The sequence below is a fragment of the Bacillus cereus genome (assembly GCF_002567495.1).
Lineage (GTDB): Bacteria > Bacillota > Bacilli > Bacillales > Bacillaceae_G > Bacillus_A > Bacillus_A cereus_AQ.
In genome coordinates this window covers 116,493-142,629 of record NZ_NVAP01000040.1, presented here as the reverse complement: position 1 = coordinate 142,629, position 26,137 = coordinate 116,493, and the positions used below count along the sequence as shown (strand labels likewise).

The following is a 26,137-nucleotide window of genomic DNA, read 5'->3' as shown; positions in this document are numbered from 1 at the left end:
TGGCTTCACTTTTTAATCTCTCCTTGCATCGCTTTATTTATAACCGGAAGAATTAAGAAATCATCATTTGAGAAAAAAAGCTATCCATTACTGGATAGCCTCTGCTGTCTGTTTAAAATGATGCGCTTGTGTAAGTAATTCTTTTGCATGCTCTGTCGTTAAATCTGTAATTTCCACACCAGAAATCATTCGAGCTATTTCTGTTACTTTATCCTCCATAGTTAAAACGGTAACGGATGTAATTGTTCGATCATTCGCTACCTGTTTTCGAATAAATAAATGCGAATCCGCCATTGAAGCTACTTGAGGTAAGTGCGTAATACAAAGTACTTGCGAGTTCACTGATACTCGATAAATTTTTTCCGCAATAGCCTGTGCGACCCGGCCGCTTACACCCGTATCCACTTCATCAAAAATAACAGATGCAACCCCTTGATGCTTAGAAAAAATGCTTTTTAAAGCTAAAATAATACGAGATAACTCTCCACCAGAAGCAACTTTTGAAAGTGGTTTTAACGGCTCACCTGGATTCGTTGAAATATAAAACTCCACATGATCGTAGCCGTCCGCCGTAAGTCTTACCGGTGCACCTTCCACAAGAGGTTCTTCTGCATTTCCTTCTCTCTTCATAATTCTCACTTCAAACTTCGTTTTTTCCATATATAATTCTTTTAATTCCTGATGAATTGCATTTGTAAGATGTTCTGCAAGCTCATGACGCATATTACTTAACAACGTTGCTTCTTTCAGAATAACACTTTCTAATTCCTTCAACTGTTTCTTCGTCGTTTCAATATGAACGTCTTTATTTTCAATTGTAAAAATCTCTTGTTCAATTTTGTCAGCATACGCTAAAATCTCTTCTACATTATTTCCATATTTTCTCTTTAGCATACGAATTTCATTCAAACGTGTTTCGATTTCATCTAAACGATTTGGATCATACTCCATCATATCGAGCTTTTCTCTCAGTTGATAGGCAACCTCTTCTAATAAGTAATAGCTATTTGCAATTGAATCATGATTCTCTTGATACATTTCATCTAAATGTGTAATACTTTCCATTTGTCCCATTGCGCTTCTTACATTATCTAATCCTTGTCCGTCAGCACTCAATGAACGATATGCATCACCTAATGCTTTATAAATCTTTTCAAAATTAGAAATTTGCAATCGTTCCTCAGTTAATTCATTTTCTTCATCCATCTTTAAATCAGCTTTGCGAATTTCTTCATGCTGAAATTGAATTAAATCTAAGCGATGTGCCATTTGTTGTTCATTTTCACTTAACGATTTCAATTGTTTTTTTAATTTTTCATAGTCAGCGTATACGTTTTGATATATGCCTAGTTGTTTAACGATTCGATCCCCATCAAAGTGATCAAGCATAAACAGATGTCGTTCTTCATTCATTAAATCTTGCGTTTCGTGCTGTCCATGAATATCAACAAGTGTTTTCCCAATTTCTTTTAATATGCTAAGTGTAACAAGCTTCCCATTTACACGACATACACTCTTCCCGTTCGCAGCAATGTCACGCTTCAAAATAATCATGCCATCTTCTATTTCTATATCTAACTCTTCTGCCTTTTCAATACATGGATGCTTATCATCTTCAACATAAAACAGCCCTTCAATCTCAGCCTTTTCTGTTCCATATCGAACAAATTCTGCTGACCCACGGCCACCTACAAGTAAACTAATCGCATCAATAATAATCGATTTTCCGGCCCCTGTTTCACCACTTAAAACCGTTAAACCTTTTTGAAAAGAAATATTTAATGCTTCAATAATAGCAAAGTTTCTAATCGATAATTCCGATAACAATGCCCCATTCACCTCGTTATAAAATAATCCCTTACTAAAGGATTTTCTCAGTTCTTCATTCAAATAATCATGCTATATATTTGTATGTATATACTCTTCTAACCCGCTTCATTGTACCAAACATTCGTTTTACGGGTCAATCCATCTATTTTCTAATTTTATGCAAACAAAATATTATATTACAATTGAAAATTCATATTTTTGACCAATAAAAAAATCTTGTTCACTTCCCACTTTACGATGGAAAGCAAACAAGATTTTTTGTTACAACATATTTAAGAAACGATCAGAGACAACACCTGTATCGTCAGGTGTACGGCAAATAATTAAGCAAGTATCATCACCACAGATGGTTCCGATGATCTCATCCCACTCTAAATGATCAATAAGTGCTCCAAGTGAATGAGCGTTACCAGGCAATGTTTTTAGCACAAGCATATGTCCTGCCGTGTCTAATTTCACAAATGAATCCACTAGATTTCGTTTTAATTTTTGTAACGGGTTAAATCGTTGATCTGCTGGCAAGCTATATTTATAGCGCCCATCATGTAATGGCACCTTCACTAAGTGCAGTTCTTTAATATCGCGCGATACTGTTGCTTGCGTTACATTAAATCCCTCATTACGTAAAATATCAACTAATTCATCTTGTGTTTCAATTTCTTTGTTTGCAATAATTTCCCTGATTTTAATATGGCGCTGACCTTTATTCATACATTTGCACCTCACACTATCTCTTACCATAGTTTAAACATTGGTATACTTCACTTATTTATGTTAACTTATAATTCGTTTCTTGTACACAATTGTTTTTACAATCATTATACAATTACAACAAAAAGAGGAACAACATATGTTATTCCCCTTTCCCTTTTTGTTTTAGAACTTCATGCGCTTCTGTAACAACTTGCTCTATAGAAACCGGCGAATGATTTTCGCCATTCTCACGTTCACCATGCCATTTCAGATGAATTAAAAATTCAATATTACCATCCCCACCCGTAATTGGTGAGAATGTTAAACCTTCCACATCATAGCCTTCTTTTAAAGCAAAATCGACAATCATTTCTACAACAGCTTCATGTACTTTTCTATCACGAACGATACCTTTTTTCCCAACTTGCTCTCTTCCAGCTTCAAACTGCGGTTTAATTAACGCTGCTACATCTCCGTTAGACATAAGCATTGTTTTTAAAACTGGCAATATAAGCTTTAATGATATAAATGAAACATCGATACTAGCAAATTGCGGTAAACCACGTTCTAAGTCTGCTGGTGTCACGTAACGGAAGTTTGTCCGTTCCATTACAACAACACGCTCATCTTGACGTAATTTCCACGCAAGTTGATTGTACCCTACATCTAATGCATAAGATAATTTCGCTCCATTTTGAAGCGCACAATCTGTAAAGCCACCAGTTGATGAACCAATATCTATCATAACTTTATCTTGTAAATCAAGATGAAATGCCTCTAATGCCTTTTCAAGTTTATAACCACCACGGCTTACATATGGCATAACTTGTCCCTTTATCGTAATTTCTGTATCTTGCGGGATTTTCTCGCCTGGCTTATCAAGTCTCATCTCATTTGCATATACGAGTCCGGCCATAATGGCGCGCTTCGCTTTCTCACGCGTCTCTATAAGTCCTCGCTCTACTAATAGTACATCTACTCTTTCTTTTTTTACGCTCATTTGTTACGCCCTTTTTTGTTTTGATGGAATCATTGTATGAATACGGTCTACAACAGCATCTGTCGTTAAACCAATTTCTTCTAGTAATTTTGTTACACTTCCGTGCTCTATGAAACGGTCAGGAATACCCATTCGTTCAACTAATGCACTATGGTAACCATTTTCAGATGCAAATTCAACTACTCCTGTTCCAAAACCACCGATTAAACAAGCTTCTTCAATCGTTAAAATCGGTATATTCTTCCCTAAGAGATCATGTAAATATGCTTCGTCCATTGGTTTAATAAAGCGAGCATTCACTACTTTCACTGAAACTCCAGTTTTTTCAAGACGCTCAGCTGCTTCCATTGCCATTGGTATTGTCGTACCAAACGTTAAAATAGCTGCTTGTGTACCCTCTTTTAACGTCTCCCACGTACCAATTGGAATCGCCTTTAATTCTTCATCCATATGAACGCCAAGTCCATTACCGCGTGCATAACGTAATGCGATTGGTCCATCTTCATATTGCATCGCTGTATAAACTAAATGTTGCCCTTCATTTTCATCTTTCGGCATCATAAGCACCATATTTGGCAAGTGACGTAAGAATGAGATGTCAAATACGCCCTGATGCGTTTCACCATCTGCTCCTACTAATCCCGAGCGGTCTATTCCAATGAAAACATTTAAATTTTGGCGGCATATATCATGAACAACTTGGTCATATGCTCTTTGTAAAAATGTCGAATAAATTGCTAAGAATGGCTTCATCCCTTGCGTTGCCATACCCGCTGCCATTGTTGTAGCATGCTGTTCTGCAATACCTACATCAATCATACGATCTGGGAATTCTTTTTGGAATTTCTCAAGTTTTGATCCAACAGGCATTGCAGGTGTAATTGCAACGATACGCTCATCTGCTCTCGCTAGCTTAAGTACTGTTTCACTAACAACAGCACTCCATGCTGGTGCAACTTCTTTCGGTTTAACGAAGTCACCTGATTCAATTTTGTAAGGTCCTGTTCCATGCCAAGTACCAATAACATCACTCTCAGCCGGTTTATAACCTTTTCCCTTTTTCGTAATAACGTGAACAAGTACTGGGCCTTTTGTTTTCTTTGCATATTGCAACGTTTCGAATAACTTTTCATAATCGTGCCCATCGACTGGCCCTAAATATGTAAAGCCTAACTCTTCGAAAAAGACACCAGATACTAGTAAATATTTAAGACTATCTTTTATTTTCTCTGCTGTCGCAGCCACTTTCCCACCAACTGCCGGGATTTTCTTTAATATATACTCTAATTCATCTTTTACCCAGTGATATTTTCCTGCGGTACGTAAACGACCGAGTACATTATGAAGTGCACCAACGTTTGGTGCAATTGACATTTCATTATCATTCAAAATAACAATCATGTCTGTTTTTTCATGTCCAATATGATTTAATGCCTCTAAAGCCATTCCGCCTGTTAAAGCACCATCTCCAATAATTGGTATAACATATTCTTTCGTTTTCTTTAAATCACGTGCCAGAGCCATTCCCATTGCAGCAGATAACGATGTCGAGCTATGACCAGTTTCCCATACATCGTGCTCACTCTCGCAACGTTTCGGGAAACCACATAGACCTTGATATTGCCTCAATGTACCAAACTCTTTCGCGCGTCCTGTTAAAATTTTATGTACATAGGATTGATGTCCTACGTCCCATAAAAATTTATCTTTCGGACTATCAAATAATTTATGCAGAGCAATTGTGAGTTCTACTACACCTAAATTAGGTGCAATATGTCCACCTGTTTGAGAGAGCTCTTCAATTAAAAACTTACGAATATCCTCACTCAATCCCTCTAGTTCACTGATAGACATATCTTTCAAAAAACTAGGGTTTTGAATTTGCGTTAGATCCACATGGATCACTCACTTTCATTTCATAATCTGTCAACATGTCAAATATTATAAAAAACATTTACACAAAACAAGAAATTCTTTTTTCTATTTTTCATCTTGTCCCGATATTACCCAGTCTATTGCGCCCTAATCCTATTATAAACCATATTTCTTTAGGCGATGAAAAAAATAGCCGCTAACACGAAGTGATAACGGCAATGTAATCTACATATATTTTTGCCAATAACAAGAAAAGAAAAACCTTTTCCTACATTTATATCATAAAATGATAAATGACTCAACAAATGAAAACGCTGTTATATTAGTTATTACGTTTTGCAATTAAATCGCAAATAGATAGTAAGTATTCATCTTGTAATTGCAAGGAGCTAATTGCACCTTTTGCTTCTGCAATTGTTTCTTCTAAAATATCCTTTGCTCTATCTACAGTAAACAACGTCGTATATGTGCTCTTTTCGTTAGAAAGATCGCTACCAATCGGTTTTCCAATCTCTTCTTCAGTACCTTCAACATCTAAAATATCATCTCTAATTTGGAAAGCTAGACCGATATATTTGGCAAACGTAAGCAACTTTTCTTCTTGCTCTTCTGTCGCATCAGAAAGTATTGCACCCGCAAGTACAGCAAACTCAAGCAGTTTTCCAGTCTTATGTTTATGGATGTACTCCAATTCATCAATTGTAAGCTTTTTCCCTTCAGCTTCCATATCTGCCACTTGTCCGCCAACCATTCCTTCTGGTCCTGCTGCTTTTGCAAGTTCAAGTACAAGTCTTACTTTTTTTTCGGCAGAAATTTCTTTTTGCTCATATGCCATAATAACTTGAAAAGCATACGTCAATAAGCCATCTCCTGCTAAAACTGCCATCGCTTCACCAAATACTTTATGATTTGTGGGCTTCCCTCTTCTTAAATCATCATCATCCATACAAGGTAAATCATCATGCACTAACGAATATGTATGAATCATTTCGAGAGCACAAGCTGCACCTACTCCAAGATTTCTTTCTTTCCCAAACGCTTGTAATGTTGCAAACAAAAGTAACGGGCGGAGACGTTTTCCACCCGCTTCCAAAGAATATGCCATCGCTTCACGAAGTACATTTGGACATTGTAATTCATTTGCATAGCTTACAAGTTTCTCTTCTACGAAAGTTTTACTTTCTTTCAAAAAAGTATCAAAAGCAATCGTCACTATGCTTCATCTCCTAAAGCAGTAAACGGTTCAAGCTCTCCATCTTCCCCAAGAATAACTGCCATTTGTTCTTGTACGTTCTTCAACTTCTCATCACAAAGCTTAGATAATTCCATGCCCTCTTTAAAATAAGAAATCGCTTCTTCTAACGGTACGTCACCTTGTTCTAGCTTAGAAACAAGATGCTCAAGTTGCGAAATTGCCTCTTCAAAGCTTAATTTATTTTCCATTATTCAATTCACGCTCCTCTATGCCTGATACGCTACAATCTAGTATTCCATCTTGTAATTGAACTGAAACAGCATCTCCAAGGCTCACATCTTTCACACTTTTTAACACTTGCTTCTCTTCATCATATACAAGCCCGTACCCTCTCATCATTACTTTAAGCGGACTCAACGCTTCAAGTTGTTGAGCAGCTCTTACAAAGGCAAATTCTTTCGTTTGGAGTAACGTTTGCATTTCACGTTGTAATTGCTTTTGCAACGTTTCAACAGCTACCTTCGTTTGCATAATTTTTTGAGATGGGTGGTGCTTCTCTAAATAAAATGAAAGTTGCTTTAACTGATTCACCTTTTTATCAATATAGCGCTCTTTCGCTAAAACAAGCTGTTCTAGCGCTCTATCTAATTGCTCTTCCTTTTGCTCATATACTTGTCTTGGATAACGGAACGCATACGATTTTTGCAACACTTGTAATTTTTCTTCTTTTTTATGTACTAACTCTCCCATCGCTCTTTGCAATCTCAGAGTTCTTTGTAATACCTTTTCTTGTAACTCTATAATGTTAGGTGCTGCCAGCTCAGCTGCTGCAGTCGGTGTTGGCGCACGTAAGTCTGCAACAAAATCTGCGATTGTAAAATCCGTTTCATGGCCTACTGCCGAAATAATAGGAATTTCACTCTTAAAGATTGCTCTCGCAACCACTTCCTCATTGAAAGCCCATAATTCCTCAATAGAACCTCCACCACGACCAACGATTAGTACATCTATCTCTCCCATTTCATTCGCTGTACGAATCGCTTGTACAATCGAGGGAGCCGCTGACTCCCCTTGTACAAGTACTGGAAATACAATAATATTCCCAATTGGATAACGACGTTTAATCGTTGTTATGATATCACGAATCGCTGCTCCTGTTGGCGACGTAATTACACCTATTGTTTTAGCGTAAGGAGGGATTGCTTTTTTATAAACTTGAGAAAAAAGTCCTTCTTCTTCTAAACGAACTTTTAACTGTTCGTACGCTAAATGCAAATTTCCGACTCCGTCAGGCTGCATGTCTTGAATATAAATTTGATAAGAACCACTCGCCTCGTAAACAGAAATTTTCCCTTTCACGAGTACCTTCATCCCATTTTCAGGTCTGAATTTAATATTACGATTATGACCCGCAAACATAACCGCTGCGATTCTTGCATTTTCATCTTTCAATGTAAAATACATGTGGCCACGGCTATGATTTTTAAAGTTGGAAATTTCACCTTTTAACCAAACAGACTGCAAATGCGGATCATATTCTATTTTTGTTTTTATATAGCGTGTTAACGCTGTAACGGTTAAATATTGCTTCTCCATTTCTCTCTCCTCATAGCCGACTCAAATTATTTACAAACGACACCTGCACGTTTGGCAGATTCAACAGTATTATGAAGAAGCATTGTGATTGTCATTGGACCAACACCCTTTGGCACAGGTGTAATGTAACCCGCAACGTCTAACACGTTGTCAAAGTCAACATCACCACAAAGTTTACCTGTTTCTAAACGGTTTACACCAACGTCAATTACAACCGCTCCTTCTTTAATATAATCCGCTGTTATCATTTTAGGTCGTCCAACAGCTACAATTAAAATATCAGCTAACTTCGATAACTCTTTCATATTTTGCGTCTTAGAATGACAATATGTGACAGTTGCATTTTCATTTAAGAACAATTGTCCCACTGGTTTACCGACAATATTACTTCTTCCAATTACTACTACATGTTTTCCAGAAATATCAAGATTCGTTTCTTTTACTAATTCTACAATACCATGCGGTGTACATGGAAGGAATGTATCTTGTCCCGTCATCATACGTCCCACGCTGATTGGGTGAAATCCATCTACATCCTTTTCTGGTGAAATTCTTTCAATGATAGCTTTTTCTTCAATATGTTTCGGTAAAGGTAATTGCACTAATATGCCATTAATACGGTCATCGCCATTTAAGCGATCGATTTCAGCAAGCAAGCGTTCCTCAGTAATTGTTTCAGGAAGTTCAATTAGCTCTGAGTAAATCCCTACTTGTTCACAGCCTTTTTCTTTTCCTTTTACATAAGAACGAGATGCTGGATCTTCTCCAACTAAAATAACTGCTAATCCTGGTACAATCCCTTGCTCTTTCAACTTCACAACTTCTTCTGTTAATTGTGCTCGTTTTTTCTCCGCAACTTCATTTCCTTTGATGATTACTGCTACCATTTTAAGATTCCCCCTTAAAGAATTTACAGTGTATCTTTTATATTAGATAAAACGCCGTTAATAAAACGACGAGATTCCTCATCCCCAAATGTTTTAGCAATTTCAATTGCCTCGTTAATTGTTACATTGTGTGGAATTTCTTCCATGTATTTCATTTCATACACAGCTACACGTAAAATACTGCGATCAACAATACTAATACGCTCAAGCTTCCACTTTTTTAAGTTTTGACGAATTGCTTCATCGATTGCTTCTTTATTTTCTACAAAACCTACTACAAGTGATTCTAGAAACTCATTTGTTTCTTCACCTTCATCTAGCGTGTTTTCCACTGCTACTTTCGGTTCTAATTCACCTGTAATATCCATTTGGTATAATGCTTGCATTGCTCTTTCTCTAGCCGTCCTACGTTTCATTGTAACTCTCCTTTATGCTTCAAGTCTTTCCTTATACTTTGTTATATTATTATAATTTATAAGCCGTCAATTCACTTACTCTTACAGTTTTCATTGATTTTCCAACCTTATAATACAATGATAATAACACAATTTATCGTTTCACACACGGGTTACAAGGCTGAAAAATAATAAAAAGATTAACTTCAAGTTCCATATCTTATCACAATGTACGTTTTTTGGAAAAACGACACATCTTCTTGTTTATTTCTTATTTTTTGAAATAGTATAATAATTAGAGGGTTATAATTTGTGAAGAAATGAAACGATAAAAAAGATGCCTATGTTACTAGGCACCTTTTTCATTCTTACACTGGTTCGATTTCTGTTTTTTGTGTTTCGAATGTTACGCCAACGATGTGAACATTCACTTCTTTTGGCTCAAGTCCTGTCATTGTAAAGAGTGCTTGGCGAATATTGTCTTGAATCTTTTGTGCAACAACTGGAATTGCTACACCAAAATACATTACAACATAAAGGTCAACGATAATATCTTCGTTTGCTAATTCAACCTTTACACCTTTACCATGATTTTTCTTACCTAACTTCTCAACAACATCTGTAGCAAAATTACCACGCATTGCCGCTACACCTTCTACTTCAGCAGCTGCAATACCTGCAATTACTTCAATTACTTCTGGTGCAATTTCTACTTTACCAAGAGTTGTATCTTGACCCATATCTAACATATGTTCAGCCATGAAAAAAACCTCCTTTAATGTATCACTGCGTCACAAGTTCATGCTCTTCCAAAAATTTCGTATTAAACTCACCTTTTACAAAATCAGGATGATCTAGCAATTGCAAATGGAACGGGATTGTTGTATGTACGCCTTCAATGACAAATTCACTAAGCGCTCGCTTCATTTTTGCAATTGCCTCTTCACGTGTTTTTCCGTGAACAATTAATTTAGCAACCATCGAATCATAGAAAGGTGGGATTGAATATCCCGGATATACAGCTGAATCGACGCGAATACCAAATCCTCCTGGTGGTAAGTACATTTCTACTTTACCTGGAGATGGCATAAATTTTTTGGCAGGGTTTTCCGCATTAATTCGGCATTCAATTGCCCAACCATTAAATTGTACTTCTTCTTGCTGTAACGATAACTTTTCCCCTGAAGCAACAAGAATTTGTTCTTTAATTAAGTCCATTCCCGTTACCATTTCAGTAACTGGATGCTCAACCTGAATTCTCGTATTCATCTCCATGAAATAAAAGGTTTTCGTTTTATATTCATAAATAAACTCAACCGTACCAGCACCTGTATAATCAACCGCTACCGCCGCTTTAACTGCCGCTTCACCCATCTGCTTGCGAATATCTTCATCAAGTGCAGGTGATGGACTTTCTTCTAATAGTTTTTGCAAACGGCGCTGAATTGTACAATCACGCTCTCCTAAATGAATGGCATTTCCGTGTGTATCTGCCATTATTTGAATCTCAACATGGCGGAAATCTTCAACGTACTTTTCTAAGTATACACCAGGGTTCCCAAAAGCGGTACTAGCTTCTTGCTGTGTAATTTGAATTCCTTTTATAAGCTCTTCTTCATGGCGTGCAACACGAATACCTTTTCCACCGCCACCTGCAGTCGCTTTAATAATAACTGGATATCCAATTTGATTAGCAAGCTTGATCGCTTCTTCGGTATTTTTAATAATACCTTGTGAACCTGGTACAATCGGAACCCCTGCTTCTTTCATTGTATCACGAGCAACGTCTTTTGTGCCCATCTTTGAAATAGCTTCTGGACTTGGACCGATAAAAATCAAGTTACATTCACGGCATAACTCTGCGAAATCTGCATTCTCAGCTAAAAATCCGTATCCCGGATGAATAGCATCGCATCCTGTTAACTTCGCAACGCTAATAATGTTCGTCAAATTTAAATAGCTTTCTTTCGAAATCGTTGGTCCTACACAGTACGCCTCATCTGCAATCTGTACGTGAAGTGACTCTTTATCTGCTTCTGAATAAATTGCAACTGTTTCAATATCCATTTCTTTACAAGCACGAATAATTCGTACAGCAATTTCCCCACGATTGGCTATTAATACTTTTTTTATCATCACAAAGACTCCCTTATTACGCTTTTACAAGAAATAGCGGTTGTCCATACTCAACAAGCTGTCCGTTATTAACAAGAACTTCAACAATTTCGCCCTCTACATCAGCGTCAATTTCGTTAAATAACTTCATAGCCTCGACAATACACACGATAGAATCTTTCGATACTCTATCTCCAACACTTATATACGGTGGTGTATCGGGTGAAGATGAAGAATAGAATGTACCTACCATCGGTGACGTGATTTTATGTAGGTTTTCATTTTGAACTGATTTCTTCTCTTCTTGTTTTGGTACTTCTACTTGCGCTGCCGCTACTGTCGTTTCAACTTCAACAGGTGCTACTGATTGCATTACTTGTTTTGCTGCAGGTGCTTGTACAGCAACAATTTCATTACCACGCTTTTTCATTTTGATTGTTGTACCGTCTTTTTTGTATTCAAATTCATCAATATTAGAGCTATCAATTAATTTAATTAATTCACGAACTTCTTGAATTTTAAACATGTAAAATCCACTCCCATACTCTTGTTTGTCCCGTTTTTACAGATTCTCGTCACGAAAACTAGATTGACTGTAAAAATACGATGTATTCTATTAGAAAATACATTTCATTAACTAATAGAAATGTTTACTATTTCCATCTTACGATAAATTTTTTAAACATTCCAATTTATATTTCTTTATAATAAATCGAAACTCCTGTAAAAATATTATTTCAATAAAAAATTTATTACCTAGTAATAATACCAAGTTTCACATGAAATTGGCAAGACCACTTCTTAAAAAACATTCGTTACTTTTTCCAAACGTTACACAGTAAACACGCCATTCCCTCTCCACTCTTCACCACATCTATAGTCAATAACATATTTTTACCAAATATTATTTTTTTGTTTACACGCCGTTCATCATTCCTTCATATAAGAATAGTATGTTCAAAGGGTAGAAAATATATTGTGTCGAGGTGTGGAAATATGATATGGCTCATTCTTTTTTTACCTGCCGTAATCGTTTGGGCATGCGTTCTTTGCATCCACGTCAAATCCGGAAAAAGTAATCATCAGCATCATGAACCATTAATCTTTTACTCACAACGTGTTTCTCCGTTCCGAGTTGAACATAGTAAAAATAACTACAAAGATGAAATAGAAAAAAGCTATCGAAAATGATAGCTTTTTTCTATTAACGTGTTTACTTACATACTCTATTTCACTATTTGCATACCCCTCACTTAGTAAAAGCTAATAATCCGCAGGGAACCCCCTACGGATTAAAGTTTCACTTATTTCGCTGGTGGATCAAATTTCACACCTACATCTTTTGATCCGCCTTCACTTCTTACAAGCTGAATAATTTTATTTGCTTCTTTCTGTGAATGTTTTGCCGCTTTAACCGTTACTCTAATGTCAGTACCATCAGCCCTTACAAGAGCATCTGGATATCCTCCTTGAGACTTAATTACCGTCTCAAGTAATTCTTGCTTCGTTTCCATTGTAGTGATTGCATCAAAGTTATCTTTCGCTTTACTCTTTTCTGTCGCTGAAGATTTCGAAGAATTCATCACTTCTTGTAATTTTGCTTTCTCTTCACTACGCTGATCTTCCATCTGCATACGTAAAGCCGTGAAATTCTCATCACTTGATTGAACTGATACATTCCCCTCTTTTTTACTTGTGTCTTTTTTAGCATTTTCTTTTTTGTCTGTTTCTTTATTTGTTGTCTCTTTATTTGTTGTTTCCTTGGTTGTATTTTCTTTTTTCGGAGTTTCTTTAGGTGCTTCGTTTGTTACTGCTTTATCAGTACCTTGTTTTTCTTGTCCAATCTTTTCACCAGTTGCCGGCGATGCTGTATTCATTTTGTCAGGGGTTGTCACGTAATACACAGATAGTACAACAACTAAACTTAACATCGTTAATAGCCAAACTGTTTGTTTTTTTAACACTTTATTTCCTCCCTATCAATTTTTCGGTGAAACTGAAACGCGATACGCTGGTACATCTAACAGCCTTATTACAGCTTCTTTTACCATCGCTTTAACTTGTATATTATCCACTCCTTTTGCTACGACAAGAACACCTCGTACTTTCGGTTTCTCTGTTCGTAAAACAACAGGAGTTTCTTTATCACCTTCACGTATAATGACTGTCTTTTCATCAAGGGACTCATCTTCTACTTCCCTCTTACCGCCTGTTTTATCTGTTTCACCTGTTTTTTGTGAACGTTTCACTGTATTTTTTTCTAATATTTTTTCTTCTGATGAATCTAAATTCACTTTAATTGTTACATCTTTTACTCCTGCTATTTCTTCTAAGGCTGCTTTTAATTCTTGTTCATACGCTTTTTCATATTTTTCTACATTCGACATATTATCATTATTTTTTTGACCAAAAGTTGGTACGTCTTTTTCTTGGTTTTGCGTTTTTTGTTCTTTAAATACAGGTACTTCTTCTTTTTTACTTGACAATAAACTACTAGAAAACATAAGCAAAATTCCAAGTATGAGTAGGACAAGTAAAAACTTAGGTGTTACCTTTTTTCCCTTCTCATTACTTTCTTTTTGATCCCCATTCAATAAGTTTCGAAAAAATAAGAACTTCGAATTTTTATCTTTATTGTCCATTTACTCTACCTGTCCTCCCTTCCATTTGAACTTGGATTTGTTTATTCTCTAGTTGCCACCTGCTTGAAAAGAAGTCTTTCATTTCTACATTCGTTTCCTCTACTTTTTTCGGCGGTTCTTTCGTGTTAATTTCAACTGGCTTTACTGTTTCGATTGCCTCATTTTTACTACGTTCTTTTTCTTTCAACGTCACAACAACAGATTGAATATCTTTCGCTGCCTTTACTTCCGCTGTACTTTCCGCTGCGACTATTTGTATTTCAGAGACTGTCATACCATACTTTTTCTCAAACTCTTTTCCTACTTCTTTTTTCATTTTGGTAGCCATCTCTTCTAAACTATATGCACGTGTTAGGGCTTGTATTTCTTTTTTCTTCGAATCTATTGAATTTTTTACAGATCCCTCTGCTACGTACTTTTCTTCATTAAAATTTGCAATTACTTCATTTACATCTGTCTGCAATAGTTTAAAAAGAGGCGTTAAAATTAATACAACTAACAAAAGACTTACAACGAATTTAACGTATTTTTGCAAATTCGAACTTGGAAGAATAAGATGAAGCATTGTCGCTAAGAGCAAGAAAACGATAATATTTCTAATCCACTCTGTAACAAATTGCATACTCTTCACCCCCTACCGCATCATAAGTGTAATATTCCCTGCAGCAATAATAATTGTAATACTTAAAAAGAACATAAATGATACGATAGCTAAACAAGCAAATACGTAAATGATGCTTCGTCCAATAATGTCTAAGCATTGAATAATTGCTCCTCCTCCAACTGGTTGTAATACTGCTGCTGCGAATTTATAAATAAATGCGATACAGAAAATTTGAATCGCTGGAAAAGCAACGATTAAGCATAAAATGACGAGCCCAATAATTCCGACTGTGTTTTTCAATAATCCTGATGCGCTAATAACAGTATCTGCCGCCTCTGTAAACATCCTTCCGACTACTGGAATAAAGTTTCCTGTTACAAATTTAGCAGTTTTCACCGCTATGCCATCAGCAACAGCTGTTGCTGTTCCTTGTACAGATAATACCCCTAAAAAAATCGTTAAGAAGATACCGATAATACCAACGCTAACGTTTTGCAGAAGCTTGGACAATTTTGTAACTTTGTATTGATCACTCATCGTACTTACAATACTTAATATAGTTGCCAGTAATAAAAGTGGTAGAACGATATAATTCATAAGAAGTCCACTCGTATTCATTAAAAAAATGATAATCGGATGAAAAAACGATACAGATACAACCCCGCCCCCAGTTGCTATAAGTGCCAGTAAAATTGGCAATAGCGCTAATATGAAATCTACCATTGTTTGTATCGTTTCTCTTGCATATGTCATAACGACATAAAAACTATTTAATGCAAAAATAATAAGTACCATATATACAACCGCATCAGCAATTTTACTTACGCTACTTTTTGAAAAAGCAGATTGCAGTGATTGCAACAATGCACTAAAGATTGTGAGCATAATAAGCGTGCCAAGCAGTTTTCCATTAGCAGCAAGCTCATGAAATAAATATTTTAATAACCCTATCATCCACTCTTTTAGAGAGAATTCTTTTTCTCCCTTTACAAACTCCATAAAGCTTCCTTTTTGACTCTCTGGCAAATACCCTCCATATTTTGTAACAAGCCCGTCCCAAAATTGCTTCACATCTTCAATTCCGAGCTTATCCAATTGTTGATCAACGACGTTTGTTTCTACAGGAGAAGCTTGTACAACAACCGGTAAAGAAAAGAAAAGGAAGCAAGCAAATAGCAGCTTAGCTCCAAACCTCCTCAACATTCACTCCCCCTTATCCCGTCGGTAAAAACCCGAGAATAGTTTCAATTACAACCGTCAAAATAGGAATTGCCATAACAAGAATTAAGATTTTCCCAGCTAGTTCAATTTTCGAAGCGATAGCACCTTGACCAGCATCTTTTGTAATTTGAGCTCCAAACTCAGCAATATAAGCAATTCCTATAATCTTTAGTAACGTTTCCACATAGACGTTACTAACTTTCGCTTCACTCGCTACTCTCTCAATCATTTGTAAAATAGAATGAATTTGATCGATTAAAATAAGAAACATCACGCTACCTACGAACACAATAAATAAAGATGTAATGCTAGATTTATGCTGGTTCAAAACAGCGGCTAAAAACGTAGCAACGAGGCCTAATCCGACAATTTGTATGATTTCGATTCGAACCGCCTCCTTTACCGGAAGAGAAAGACACTTTTAATCTTGTCGAATAGCGTATTAATTAAAAATGCAACATGAAATAAGATGACGACAAAACCGACAAGGATAACCCAATTTGCAATATCCTCACGCTTTAATTCTTTTAGTACAGTATGAATGAAAGCTAAAACAATGCCGATTCCGGCGATTTGAAATATTAATCCAACATCAATGGACATCGCCTTTCTCCCCCCTATAGCAGTAAAATTACGATAAGTAGCCCCGCTAGTACACCTAAGCTCTTGATCATTTTTTCGTATTGCTGTTGTAAAGCTTTCGCTTCCTCTTCTTCTCTCTCCAAATGTGTAATACATAAACGAATATGTTTTTGTTGTGATTCACGATCATGTTGCCCGAGCGTTTCACCAAATTGCTGCAGTATTTCATACTCGGTTTGTTGAAAGGCCGTTAACTTCCAGTTCTCTTTCAAACTATCTATCCAAGCTTCCCTTACCGTTTGTTCCCCGTTTTCTAGTTTTCTAGCGAAACTTTGAAATATCCAATTTAACGGTTTCGGCATTTGTTTAACCAATCGCTCGGCTGCCTCAGATAAAGGTGTGTGTCCATACATAATTTCTGCTTCTAATGATTGAAGTGCTGATTTTAATAATCTAAGTTGTCTCGGCCTCTCACTATATCTTTTAGCGTAGGAAAACCCGAAAAAGGTGCTGACAGCAACTATTAATACCGCACCAAATATTTTCACCATACGCCCTCAGCCTTTCTATTTGATAACACTGGTTTTCCATATTTATCTTTCACCTGCATAACCGTTCCTGGACCCCTCGCTTTTGATAACTCCACAAACCTATCAAATATGCCAAGCTCCAGCACTGCTTTTAGCGATGGGCGTTTCACAACATCCTCATAGGAAAATCCGTGTGCACTTATAAAAAGCTGAACACCTGCATGCACTGCCTCCATAATTGCTTCACTATCTTCTTTACGGCCAATTTCATCTACGATCAAAATATCAGGACTCATAGAACGAATCATCATCATCATTCCTTCAGCCTTTGGACATGCGTCTAACACATCGACTCGGGTGCCAAAATCATATTGCGGGATCCCTTTCACACAGCCAGCAATTTCTGACCGTTCATCAACAATCCCCACTTTACAGGAAGGAATTTCCGAAGCACTTACCCCTTGACTCATGCAGCGTGCTACATCTCTTAAAAGTGTCGTTTTTCCCGTTTGCGGAGGGCCAATTACCATCGTGTTTAACCATCTTGTTTCATACAAATATGGTAAAAGCGGTTCAGCAATTCCTATTTTTTGACGAGCGATACGAATATTAAAGGAAGAGACATCACGAATCATTTTCACTGCGCTTTTTTCTGTAATGACTTTTCCCGCTAACCCGATTCTATGTCCCCCTCGAAGCGTCACATACCCACGTTTTAATTCCTCTTCCATCGTATAAATTGAGAACTGACTTAACTTATTCAATAAGTAAATAGCATCCTCTGCAGTAGTAATATAGTCATAAAAAAACACCTTTCCGTGTGCAATACACTCTAGCGGCCTTCCAATTCGAACACGAATTTCCTCTAAAGCATCGTATTGCTTACATTCTTCAATTAAGTACTTCATCGTTTTTGGTAAAACTTCCAATACCTCTTTCATCGGCTTCTCCCCACTATACTCGACTTACTATTTCAATAACGCGATAAAAATACAGAAAATTCCAAGTCCTAGAAAAAAGAGCTTCAAGAAAGAAATTTCACTTGCTACACTCGCTATCCCAACTGTCATTGTTAAAATTAATACGGTCGGTCCAACAAACGCTAACATACCATTTATAAACAACGCTTTCTTCGCATCATTCACATAAAGCATAAGCAAAGCAGCAAATATTTCCGCACTACCTGAAAATAATCGAAGTGCTCCCATAACAAGCACGGATGTTTCCATTGCCGCTAGCCACTGTTTCATTCTTCCACCTTCTCCCGTAACAGTTACTAACTTCGTATTCCAAAAAAGAATATATTTGTACAACCATATGCAGAGGTTGTCTATTTCAGAAGTAAAAACATAATTTTTCTCTAAAGTCTTTGTTTGAATCTGAATATTCATATTATTTTATGGTATATTTAATTTAAAAGGGGTATAAACCATGCAGAACGTTACTTGATTACCACTCGATTTACGCTATACAAATGTGATTTTCGAGCTATCAAGTGATTCACATATAAAAAATGCATTGGGGATAACGGTAGAAAACATTGAAGACACGAAAGCCTTTCTTCTTTTCGCAATAGAAGAAGAACGTCAAAAGAAATCCTTATCGAGAATGATTGTGAATGAAGAGGATGAAATAATTGGCCTCACCACACTTAAACATATTAATAATGAGAAGAAGCAATCTCACATTGGTAGTTGGCTCGGCTATCCGTACTGGGGAAAAGGCTATAACGAGGCTGCTAAAAAAGAAATCTTTAAAATCGCCTTTTTAGACTTACAACTTTCCTACGTATTTGCTGGTGCTAAAGCGAATAATATCCGTTCGTTAAAAGCACAAGAAAAACTAGCTTATATTTCATTGCATGTGGAAAACAAGTTTCCAGACGAACACGCTGCACTAGAGAAAGAAGTAAAGTCACCTTGCTCTCTGCATGTCGTGTCACGTGAAAATTTTTTAAACTGGTTGAAATTACAGAATGAGGAGGAAAAATATGAAGGCATTGAAAATTAGTTTAACCGTTATAGTAGAATTAGCTCTTATTTATCTTTTTTCATTATTGGTCGGTTGGTCATTTATGGAGTCCTTTTTCCTCTGTAGCTTAGGGATATTCGGTACAATTTGGCTCATTGCTTTAAATATAAACCAAAATGCCAATATTGATCACACTATATATAAAACAGGTGAAGTAAAACCTTTTCATATGACATGGAGCCCTTACACAGTAGGTGCTGCTAGTCTTACAGCTTTCAGTTTTACAATAACCGCGATTTACTATCTACCCTATTTTCTATAAAAAAAGCACTCGTGATTATCACGAGTGCTTTTCTACTATGCACGAGAAACGTATTTACCTTCACCAGTGTTGATGATAAGCATTTCGCCTTCGTTAATGAAGATTGGTACTTGTACAACAAGACCAGTTTCTAATGTAGCTGGTTTTGTTACGTTAGAAGCTGTGTCACCTTTAATACCAGGCTCTGTTTCTGATACTTTTAATTCAACTGTATTCGGAAGTTCAACACCAAGTACTTCACCTTGGTAAGTCATAATTGCTACTTCCATGTTTTCTTTTAGGAATTTAAGCTCGCGCTCGATTTGTTTTTCACCAAGCTCGATTTGCTCATAAGTTCCGTTATCCATAAATACGTGAGCCTCACCGCTTGCATATAAGTATTGCATACGACGGTTTTCGATGTGTGCTTTTTCTACTTTCTCACCTGCACGGAATGTTTTCTCTTGAACAGAACCTGTACGAATGTTACGTAGTTTAGAACGAACGAATGCAGCACCTTTACCTGGCTTTACGTGTTGGAAATCAAGTACTTGCCAAAGGGCATTGTCCACTGAAATTGTTAAACCTGTACGAAAATCGTTTACTGAAATCATGTAAAAAAATCCTCCTGTGTATTACAAAATAATAAGTTCTTTTGGTGATTTCGTAATTACTTCATTACCTTCACTTGTCACAATGATATCATCTTCAATACGTACGCCGCCAATACCTGGAATATAAATACCTGGTTCTACCGTTACAGCCATACCTGGTTCAAGTACTGTATTAGAACGGAACGCTAAACCTGGTGCTTCATGGATTTCAAGACCGATTCCATGACCAGTAGAGTGTCCAAAGTATTCACCATATCCTTTTTCCGTTATGTAATCGCGCGTTAGCGCATCAGCCTCGCGACCTGTTAAACCAGCTTTAATACCGTTCACACCACGTAGTTGTGCTTCTAAAACGATATTATAAATTTCTTTTAATTTATCAGATGGTTCACCGACTGCAATCGTACGAGTAATATCAGAGCAATATCCTTTGTAATAAGCGCCGAAGTCTAATGTAACGAAATCTCCTGTTTCTATCACTTTTTCAGATGCCACGCCGTGCGGTAATGCCGAACGAAGACCTGAAGCAACGATAATATCAAACGAAGAAGATGTTGCTCCTTGTTTTCTCATGAAAAATTCAAGTTCATTTGACACTTCAATTTCAGATACTCCCGGGCGAATGAATGATAGAATATGCTCAAAGGCAGCATCTGCAATCTGTGCAGCTTCCTTTAATATCTTAATCTCTGAATCAGTCTTTATCAAGCGTAACTTTTCTACAAGTCCAGAAGTTGGGATAAATTCAGCATCAATCGCTTCCTTATGTGCTGAATAAGAACTATATGTAAGAGTATCTTGCTCAAAGCCAAGCTTTTGAATTCCAAGTTCCTTCACTTGCTGTGCAACTTCATCAATGATTAATCCTGCGTGCTGTACAATTTCATATCCAACTGCTTGTTTACTAGCCTGCTCTACGTAACGGAAATCTGTAATAAATTGAGCTCGTTCTTTCGAAATAAGAACAACACCTGCTGTTCCTGTGAAGTTAGCCATATATCTACGACTATGTTCATTTGTTAACAATATACCGTCAATACCAGCCTCATCAAATGCACTTCGTAATCTTTCAATTTTCTCCATTACTTTATGCCTCCCTCAATTTCTCCATTAATGCAAATAGCGCTAACTTATAGCCATAAAAACCAAATCCAACAATTTGCCCCGCACAAACGGCTGCCGTCACAGATTCGTGACGGAACGATTCACGCTGGTGAATGTTAGAAATATGTACTTCAATAACAGGAATCGAAACGCTCGCAATGGCATCACGAATCGCATAGCTATAATGCGTAAATGCTCCCGGATTTAAAATGATCCCTTCATATATATCTTCCGCCTCATGAATAATGTCGATAATGGCACCTTCATGATTCGATTGGAAACATTCTAACTCCACTCCCATTGTTTCTGCTTCTTGCTTCATATCTGCTTCAAGTGTCGCTAACGTGCCCTTTCCATATACATTTACCTCACGAACACCGAGGCGATTTAGGTTAGGACCGTTTACGAGGAGTAACTTTTTCATATTCTTAAAACTCCTTAATATTAAATATCTATACAATATTTTAACATAGGAGTTACTTGTTTGAATAGTTCGTCTTCTCTTGCCCTTCTTGTTCTGTTTTATTGCTATTTACTGCGTAAGAAACAGAGTATGCTATAAACACACCATACAATATAAAAATACATATCGTCGTCACAATTGTCTCTTTTGGTAAATGGAGCGCACTTTTAATAACAGGTGCCATTAAACCCATCCCCAAAAACAGTAATGCCCACCAAAATAGCCCATAAATAATTCCTGCAATAATTCCTTCAAACTTCGCAAAAAATGCTTTATACAAAAAGGCAATCAAAATTGAAAGAAGTCCCATACAAACTACTCCTGACACATTGCCCCATACACCTTCTTTCCAACTTCCAAACGCAAATGGTAAAAGGAAATAATTCGGTCCCGCCTCCGTGAATGAAAATATATGAAGGAAATACCATATCCCGCCCCAAAAGATTCCACCAAACAAACCGATTTGCACAAAATTCCTTGTTCCTAATTGTTCTTGACTCACATCGACACCTCCGCTCAATAGTATGCCCGAAACTATTTTGAAGCATGTTTAAATCCTGCGAAATTTGTCTATAAAAAGAATAAGAAATGTCCGACTCTCATAACATTTTCCCTTGTCATCTACTTGTATTTGCCGATAAAATAAAGGAAACTCGGTGATTGTCTTATTTCAAAACGACAGAACCCAGTATGACAATTGCCTCTTTTTCTACATAAGAGAGAAACAAATACAGGTTGGTGTTAACATGGCAGAAGAGTCAAAACAAATATATGGCGGGCAAGCGGTCATAGAAGGAGTTATGTTTGGCGGTAGAGAATATACTGTTACAGCGGTTCGTCGTAAAGATAAATCGATTGAATTTTATCGATTACCACGCGTTCGTAATAAAGTATTATCTGTCCTAAAAAAAATTCCATTTTTACGAGGTATTGCCGCTATTGTGGATGCAAGTGCGAATGGAGCAAAGCATTTAAACTTCGCTTCAGAACGATTTGACGTCCACCCAGAAGATGATGAACAAATTGCAAATAAAAAAGAAGAACAATCAAAATTAACGATGGTATTAGGAGTTGCAGCAGTTGGCGTTTTATCTTTCATATTCGGTAAAGTCATTTTCACAGCAGTTCCTGCATTATTAGCTGAATTAACGAGACCGATTTTCCCATCTCATACTGGGCAAATCATTGTCGAAAGTGTCATTAAGCTCATGTTATTATTGAGCTATATATACTTTATTTCTTTAACCCCACTTATTAAGCGGGTATTTCAGTATCATGGTGCAGAGCATAAAGTAATCAATGCTTATGAGAATAACCTTCCTCTAACTGTAGAAAACGTTCAAAAGCAAACTCGCCTCCATTATAGATGCGGCAGTAGCTTTATTATATTTACAGTCATTATTGGAATGTTCGTTTATTTCCTAGTCCCTACAGATCCTCTTTGGGCACGAGTTATAAACCGAATTTTATTAATTCCAGTTGTACTTGGTATTTCTTTTGAAGTATTGCAATTTACGAATCGATTACGAGATATTCCTGTATTACGCGTACTTGGATATCCTGGATTATGGCTACAACTATTAACAACGAAAGAACCAACAAATGATCAAGTGGAAGTAGCTATTGCATCGTTTGAAGAATTATTACGTTTAGAAAACAAACAATAATTATTTAAAATTGATGTTCAACTCCTTTCCTCATCGTTAATATACTAATTTCAATATATGTTTTTAGGAGGTGTTCCTTATGAACGGTCGTTCGTTTACTTTCGCTATATTTGTGCTTATTATCGGATTGGCAATATTCGGCCTTGTTTCATCTGTTATTACAAATCCCATGGGTGTATTAAGAAATATCGGGTACATGTTACTTGTTGTCGGTATCTTTTATTTGCTATACAAGATGTTTACAAATTCTAGTGGTTCTGCAAATTCGCAAAGCTCATATAAGCGCGCTGCAAAACAATCGAACCGCAAACACGGGAAACAAAATGTAGCACCCCTAAGCAACTCTTTCTTTAAGTCAAACACTTCTAATGACAAAGGTAAAAAAGGGAATCCTTCCACTTTGAAACGAAAAAGAAAACAGTCTCACTTAACTGTCATTGAAGGTAAAAAAAACAAAAAGAAAGACCGTGCTTCCTTTTAGGAAACACGGTCTTTTTTTATATTTTGAAGTACTTCTTTCAAACTTTTATCTTTCATACTTTCAATTCGAAGGTGATGATTTTCAAATGGTAAATTCCGTGTTACATCATTAGGCACAATGACACACTTTAATCCTGCTGAAACTGCTGCTTTCAATCCATTTAATGAATCTTCAAATACAACAGCTTCTGACGATTCAATGCCTAAATCTTCTATCGCAATTCGATAAAGTGCTGGATCTGGCTTTACCTTCTCAACATCTTCTCTCGTTTTAATGACTTCAAAATAATCTCGGATCTGTAGCTCTTCTAAAAAATGCATAACCCATTCTCTAGATGAACTAGAAGCTAGTGCGATTTTCAATCCCATTTCTTTCGCTTCTTCTAAATATTCTTTTACCCCATCACGCGCTTCTGGCATTTTCATTTTCTCTTTATGTAAAGTTGCCACTTTGTCTTTTAATGCACTTTTGTTAAACTTCTCTTTTAAGTGATCATTTAAATATGCATAAAGTACATCATCTGTTGTTCCAATGCATTTCGCAAATTCCTCTAAAGGTAGCTCTCCACCGTACTCATGAACAGCATCTCTGAAAGAGTGAAACCATATTGTTTCTGTGTCCACAATTAATCCATCAAAATCAAAAATAATTGCTTTCATCATTCTCCCATCCTTTTCAATTGAAATAAAAAAGGAAACGCCATCCGTTCCCCTTAATTACTTTTCTCTTCATTTGCTTTTTGAACACCACGAAGTGTTTCCACTCGAACCTCATCTTGTTCAAAGTATTGTACTAAATCACCGATACGGTCAATTGATTCCCAACTTAAATGATGTTCAATTCCTTCTACATCATTATAAATTTTGCTTTCATCCACACCGATAATGCGCATAAACTGTTCTAACAATTCATGTCGATATACGAGACGTTCTCCAATTTTTTTACCTTTTGATGTTAATACAAGCCCTCTATATTTTTCATAAATTAGATATTCATCTTTGTCTAATTTTTGTACCATTTTTGTTACAGAGGATGGATGTACACTAAGCGCTTCAGCAATATCAGATACACGGGCATAACCCTTTTCATCAATCAACAAATAAATTTGTTCAATATAATCTTCCATACTAGGGGTAGGCATCGGTTTCCTCCATCCAATTTCATTTTGCTTATTCCGTACGAAGCAATCAATAAAATGATACACCAGAAAGAATAACGTGACAAGATGGAAACGAGCCTAAATCTGCAAAAGTGAAAAGAACCTGCATTCAAATACAAGTTCCTCTCATGTAAAATATTGAATTTCTGCGTCAGGAAAAAAGTGATGAATATATCCTCGAATCGTTTCCTCCAATACCTCTGCATCATCTTTTTTATATACATATTTCCCAATTCCATATCGTCCCCATTTATATTTCCGCTTCTCTTCATCCATTTCAAGTTTCGTATTTGGATAACGCTCTTGAATAACCTTTTTCGCTGGTTTCGTAAAACGATGCTGAATCAATTCAAACGTTAAATTTGGTATCGACATATCTTTCAGCGCATTGTACAGTCGCTCAAATAATTCCCGGTATCCTTCTTCCCATCCCTCATGCATATAAAGTGGTGCAACTATAAAACCAAGTGGGTAACCTGCACCTGCTACTTTACGAGCCGCCTCAATTCGCTCTTCAAACGGCGATGTCCCTGGTTCAAAATTTTTAATTACATACCGTGAATTTATACTAAACCTGAAACGAGTTTTCCCATTATGCTTTGCATCTAATAAATGATCAACATGCGAATATTTCGTAACAAAACGTAAGCGCCCGTATTCACTTTCTCCAATAAATTCAATCGCCCGCTTTAATGCATGTGTTAAATGATCAATTCCAACAATGTCTGATGTACACGCCGCTTCAAACCTTGTTATTTCAGGTGCCCTTTCATCCATATATTGCTTTGCCTTCTCAAATATTTCATCTAGGTTCACATACACTCTTACATATGGTTTACTCCCAAGCGTCGTTTGTAAATAACAATAATGACAATGTCCCATACACCCTGTCGCAAGCGGGATAGCGTATTCAGCTGACGGTTTTGACGTATCAAACTTTAGCGTCTTCCTCACTCCAACGACAAGTGTAGCCTTTGCATTACGATACTTTTGCAAATCATTTTCTCCTGGTAAATTCCTAATTTGATTATGTGATGTCGTTTCACGAATTTCTAATCCCATCTTCGTAAACTTCTCATAAAGCTCTTTTCCAAGCGGATATTCGAGTGCCTTCGGTTCAAAGTAAACGAGTTTTGGCATAAATGGTTTCATACACTTCCCTCCTCTCGTTAGTATGAAGAACGAATGAAAATTAACACTCATTAAAGTTTT

General features: G+C 36.6%; 33 protein-coding genes. 5 read left to right on the top strand and 28 right to left on the bottom strand.

The window, feature by feature from the left end; genetic code table 11:
- Nucleotides 1–87: 87 nt before the first annotated feature.
- The 12 genes from recN to accB all read right to left on the bottom strand — a co-directional run bounded on the left by recN (nt 88) and on the right by accB (nt 12,112).
- Nucleotides 88–1,827, bottom strand: coding sequence for a DNA repair protein RecN (gene recN / locus COK05_RS19485; protein ID WP_098613899.1), 1,740 nt, complete (start codon nt 1,825–1,827; stop codon nt 88–90).
- Nucleotides 1,828–2,091: 264 nt separating this feature from the next.
- On the bottom strand, nt 2,092–2,541 hold the full coding sequence (argR, locus tag COK05_RS19480; protein WP_001032580.1) for an arginine repressor ArgR: 450 nt from the start codon (nt 2,539–2,541) through the stop codon (nt 2,092–2,094).
- 142 nt (nt 2,542–2,683) lie between these two features.
- Nucleotides 2,684–3,523 carry a TlyA family RNA methyltransferase gene (locus COK05_RS19475; RefSeq protein ID WP_098613898.1) on the bottom strand — a complete coding sequence of 280 codons (840 nt, stop codon included), beginning with the start codon at nt 3,521–3,523 and terminating at the stop codon, nt 2,684–2,686.
- 3 nt (nt 3,524–3,526) lie between these two features.
- On the bottom strand, nt 3,527–5,419 hold the full coding sequence (dxs, locus tag COK05_RS19470) for a 1-deoxy-D-xylulose-5-phosphate synthase (protein ID WP_098613897.1): 1,893 nt from the start codon (nt 5,417–5,419) through the stop codon (nt 3,527–3,529).
- 301 nt (nt 5,420–5,720) lie between these two features.
- Entirely contained in the window at nt 5,721–6,611 is an 891-nt protein-coding gene (gene ispA, locus COK05_RS19465; RefSeq protein ID WP_098613896.1) for a (2E,6E)-farnesyl diphosphate synthase, read from the bottom strand.
- Nucleotides 6,611–6,841 carry an exodeoxyribonuclease VII small subunit gene (xseB, locus tag COK05_RS19460; RefSeq protein WP_000428423.1) on the bottom strand — a complete coding sequence of 77 codons (231 nt, stop codon included), beginning with the start codon at nt 6,839–6,841 and terminating at the stop codon, nt 6,611–6,613. Before xseB ends, ispA begins: the two co-directional genes overlap by 1 nt.
- Complete coding sequence (xseA, locus tag COK05_RS19455; RefSeq protein WP_098613895.1) at nt 6,831–8,189, bottom strand: exodeoxyribonuclease VII large subunit; 1,359 nt, start codon at nt 8,187–8,189, stop codon at nt 6,831–6,833. Before xseA ends, xseB begins: the two co-directional genes overlap by 11 nt.
- Nucleotides 8,190–8,215: 26 nt before the next feature.
- A complete protein-coding gene (gene folD / locus COK05_RS19450; RefSeq protein WP_000226732.1) occupies nt 8,216–9,076 on the bottom strand; it encodes a bifunctional methylenetetrahydrofolate dehydrogenase/methenyltetrahydrofolate cyclohydrolase FolD in 861 nt (286 codons plus the stop codon).
- A 23-nt stretch (nt 9,077–9,099) separates the two neighbouring features.
- Nucleotides 9,100–9,492, bottom strand: a complete 393-nt coding sequence (gene nusB, locus COK05_RS19445; RefSeq protein WP_000830247.1) for a N utilization substance protein NusB — start codon at nt 9,490–9,492, stop codon at nt 9,100–9,102.
- 347 nt (nt 9,493–9,839) lie between these two features.
- The gene (locus tag COK05_RS19440; RefSeq protein WP_000807630.1) at nt 9,840–10,232 is read right to left on the bottom strand and encodes an Asp23/Gls24 family envelope stress response protein; all 393 of its coding nucleotides are present in this window, start codon (nt 10,230–10,232) and stop codon (nt 9,840–9,842) included.
- A 22-nt stretch (nt 10,233–10,254) separates the two neighbouring features.
- On the bottom strand, nt 10,255–11,607 hold the full coding sequence (accC, locus tag COK05_RS19435) for an acetyl-CoA carboxylase biotin carboxylase subunit (protein ID WP_098613894.1): 1,353 nt from the start codon (nt 11,605–11,607) through the stop codon (nt 10,255–10,257).
- 16 nt (nt 11,608–11,623) lie between these two features.
- Nucleotides 11,624–12,112: an acetyl-CoA carboxylase biotin carboxyl carrier protein gene (accB, locus tag COK05_RS19430; protein ID WP_098613893.1), complete on the bottom strand. Its 489-nt coding sequence runs from the start codon at nt 12,110–12,112 to the stop codon at nt 11,624–11,626.
- 470 nt (nt 12,113–12,582) lie between these two features.
- On the opposite strand from accB, the gene COK05_RS19425 reads away from it, so the two are divergent.
- Nucleotides 12,583–12,777, top strand: a complete 195-nt coding sequence (locus tag COK05_RS19425; RefSeq protein WP_098613892.1) for a DNA recombination protein RecO — start codon at nt 12,583–12,585, stop codon at nt 12,775–12,777.
- Between the two features lie 113 nt (nt 12,778–12,890).
- Here the strand turns inward: COK05_RS19425 and COK05_RS19420 are convergent, their stop codons facing one another.
- The 9 genes from COK05_RS19420 to COK05_RS19380 are packed head-to-tail and all read right to left on the bottom strand — an operon-like array spanning nt 12,891 to nt 18,415.
- Nucleotides 12,891–13,550, bottom strand: coding sequence for a SpoIIIAH-like family protein (locus tag COK05_RS19420; RefSeq protein WP_098613891.1), 660 nt, complete (start codon nt 13,548–13,550; stop codon nt 12,891–12,893).
- A 15-nt stretch (nt 13,551–13,565) separates the two neighbouring features.
- Nucleotides 13,566–14,228: a stage III sporulation protein AG gene (spoIIIAG, locus tag COK05_RS19415; protein ID WP_098613890.1), complete on the bottom strand. Its 663-nt coding sequence runs from the start codon at nt 14,226–14,228 to the stop codon at nt 13,566–13,568.
- Nucleotides 14,218–14,850 carry a stage III sporulation protein AF gene (gene spoIIIAF / locus COK05_RS19410; protein ID WP_098613889.1) on the bottom strand — a complete coding sequence of 211 codons (633 nt, stop codon included), beginning with the start codon at nt 14,848–14,850 and terminating at the stop codon, nt 14,218–14,220. The genes spoIIIAG and spoIIIAF overlap by 11 nt, the downstream gene beginning before the upstream one ends.
- Nucleotides 14,851–14,862: 12 nt before the next feature.
- Nucleotides 14,863–16,035, bottom strand: coding sequence for a stage III sporulation protein AE (gene spoIIIAE, locus COK05_RS19405; RefSeq protein ID WP_000946110.1), 1,173 nt, complete (start codon nt 16,033–16,035; stop codon nt 14,863–14,865).
- Between the two features lie 10 nt (nt 16,036–16,045).
- Nucleotides 16,046–16,429 carry a stage III sporulation protein AD gene (gene spoIIIAD / locus COK05_RS19400; RefSeq protein WP_077393170.1) on the bottom strand — a complete coding sequence of 128 codons (384 nt, stop codon included), beginning with the start codon at nt 16,427–16,429 and terminating at the stop codon, nt 16,046–16,048.
- 23 nt (nt 16,430–16,452) lie between these two features.
- Complete coding sequence (gene spoIIIAC / locus COK05_RS19395; RefSeq protein ID WP_098613888.1) at nt 16,453–16,656, bottom strand: stage III sporulation protein AC; 204 nt, start codon at nt 16,654–16,656, stop codon at nt 16,453–16,455.
- A 14-nt stretch (nt 16,657–16,670) separates the two neighbouring features.
- Complete coding sequence (spoIIIAB, locus tag COK05_RS19390) at nt 16,671–17,186, bottom strand: stage III sporulation protein SpoIIIAB (RefSeq protein ID WP_098613887.1); 516 nt, start codon at nt 17,184–17,186, stop codon at nt 16,671–16,673.
- Nucleotides 17,180–18,106: a stage III sporulation protein AA gene (gene spoIIIAA / locus COK05_RS19385; protein ID WP_098613886.1), complete on the bottom strand. Its 927-nt coding sequence runs from the start codon at nt 18,104–18,106 to the stop codon at nt 17,180–17,182. Before spoIIIAA ends, spoIIIAB begins: the two co-directional genes overlap by 7 nt.
- Nucleotides 18,107–18,133: 27 nt before the next feature.
- Complete coding sequence (locus tag COK05_RS19380) at nt 18,134–18,415, bottom strand: YqhV family protein (RefSeq protein ID WP_098613885.1); 282 nt, start codon at nt 18,413–18,415, stop codon at nt 18,134–18,136.
- A 226-nt stretch (nt 18,416–18,641) separates the two neighbouring features.
- Here COK05_RS19380 and COK05_RS19375 point away from each other — a divergent pair, with 226 nt between their 5' ends.
- Nucleotides 18,642–19,175 carry a GNAT family N-acetyltransferase gene (locus COK05_RS19375; RefSeq protein WP_255290342.1) on the top strand — a complete coding sequence of 178 codons (534 nt, stop codon included), beginning with the start codon at nt 18,642–18,644 and terminating at the stop codon, nt 19,173–19,175.
- Entirely contained in the window at nt 19,156–19,458 is a 303-nt protein-coding gene (locus tag COK05_RS19370; protein ID WP_098613884.1) for a hypothetical protein, read from the top strand. The genes COK05_RS19375 and COK05_RS19370 overlap by 20 nt, the downstream gene beginning before the upstream one ends.
- A gap of 35 nt (nt 19,459–19,493) precedes the next feature.
- Here COK05_RS19370 and efp read toward each other — a convergent pair whose 3' ends face one another.
- The 4 genes from efp to COK05_RS19350 are packed head-to-tail and all read right to left on the bottom strand — an operon-like array spanning nt 19,494 to nt 22,120.
- Nucleotides 19,494–20,051, bottom strand: a complete 558-nt coding sequence (gene efp / locus COK05_RS19365; protein ID WP_048563839.1) for an elongation factor P — start codon at nt 20,049–20,051, stop codon at nt 19,494–19,496.
- Nucleotides 20,052–20,072: 21 nt separating this feature from the next.
- Nucleotides 20,073–21,134 carry a Xaa-Pro dipeptidase gene (gene pepQ / locus COK05_RS19360; RefSeq protein WP_098613883.1) on the bottom strand — a complete coding sequence of 354 codons (1,062 nt, stop codon included), beginning with the start codon at nt 21,132–21,134 and terminating at the stop codon, nt 20,073–20,075.
- A 4-nt stretch (nt 21,135–21,138) separates the two neighbouring features.
- Nucleotides 21,139–21,579 (bottom strand): type II 3-dehydroquinate dehydratase, encoded by a 441-nt coding sequence (aroQ, locus tag COK05_RS19355; protein ID WP_098613882.1) that lies wholly within the window; start codon nt 21,577–21,579, stop codon nt 21,139–21,141.
- Nucleotides 21,580–21,631: 52 nt separating this feature from the next.
- Nucleotides 21,632–22,120 carry a YqhR family membrane protein gene (locus COK05_RS19350; protein ID WP_141539168.1) on the bottom strand — a complete coding sequence of 163 codons (489 nt, stop codon included), beginning with the start codon at nt 22,118–22,120 and terminating at the stop codon, nt 21,632–21,634.
- 244 nt (nt 22,121–22,364) lie between these two features.
- On the opposite strand from COK05_RS19350, the gene COK05_RS19345 reads away from it, so the two are divergent.
- Nucleotides 22,365–23,285, top strand: coding sequence for a DUF1385 domain-containing protein (locus COK05_RS19345; RefSeq protein WP_098613880.1), 921 nt, complete (start codon nt 22,365–22,367; stop codon nt 23,283–23,285).
- Nucleotides 23,286–23,364: 79 nt separating this feature from the next.
- Complete coding sequence (locus COK05_RS19340; protein ID WP_098613879.1) at nt 23,365–23,766, top strand: SA1362 family protein; 402 nt, start codon at nt 23,365–23,367, stop codon at nt 23,764–23,766.
- Here COK05_RS19340 and COK05_RS19335 read toward each other — a convergent pair.
- The 3 genes from COK05_RS19335 to splB form a co-directional block, all read right to left on the bottom strand.
- Nucleotides 23,763–24,425: an HAD family hydrolase gene (locus tag COK05_RS19335; RefSeq protein ID WP_141539167.1), complete on the bottom strand. Its 663-nt coding sequence runs from the start codon at nt 24,423–24,425 to the stop codon at nt 23,763–23,765. The genes COK05_RS19340 and COK05_RS19335 overlap by 4 nt on opposite strands.
- Before the next feature lie 53 nt (nt 24,426–24,478).
- Nucleotides 24,479–24,907: a transcriptional regulator MntR gene (gene mntR, locus COK05_RS19330; protein WP_001143080.1), complete on the bottom strand. Its 429-nt coding sequence runs from the start codon at nt 24,905–24,907 to the stop codon at nt 24,479–24,481.
- A 144-nt stretch (nt 24,908–25,051) separates the two neighbouring features.
- Nucleotides 25,052–26,077, bottom strand: coding sequence for a spore photoproduct lyase (gene splB / locus COK05_RS19325; protein WP_098613877.1), 1,026 nt, complete (start codon nt 26,075–26,077; stop codon nt 25,052–25,054).
- Nucleotides 26,078–26,137: the final 60 nt, after the last annotated feature.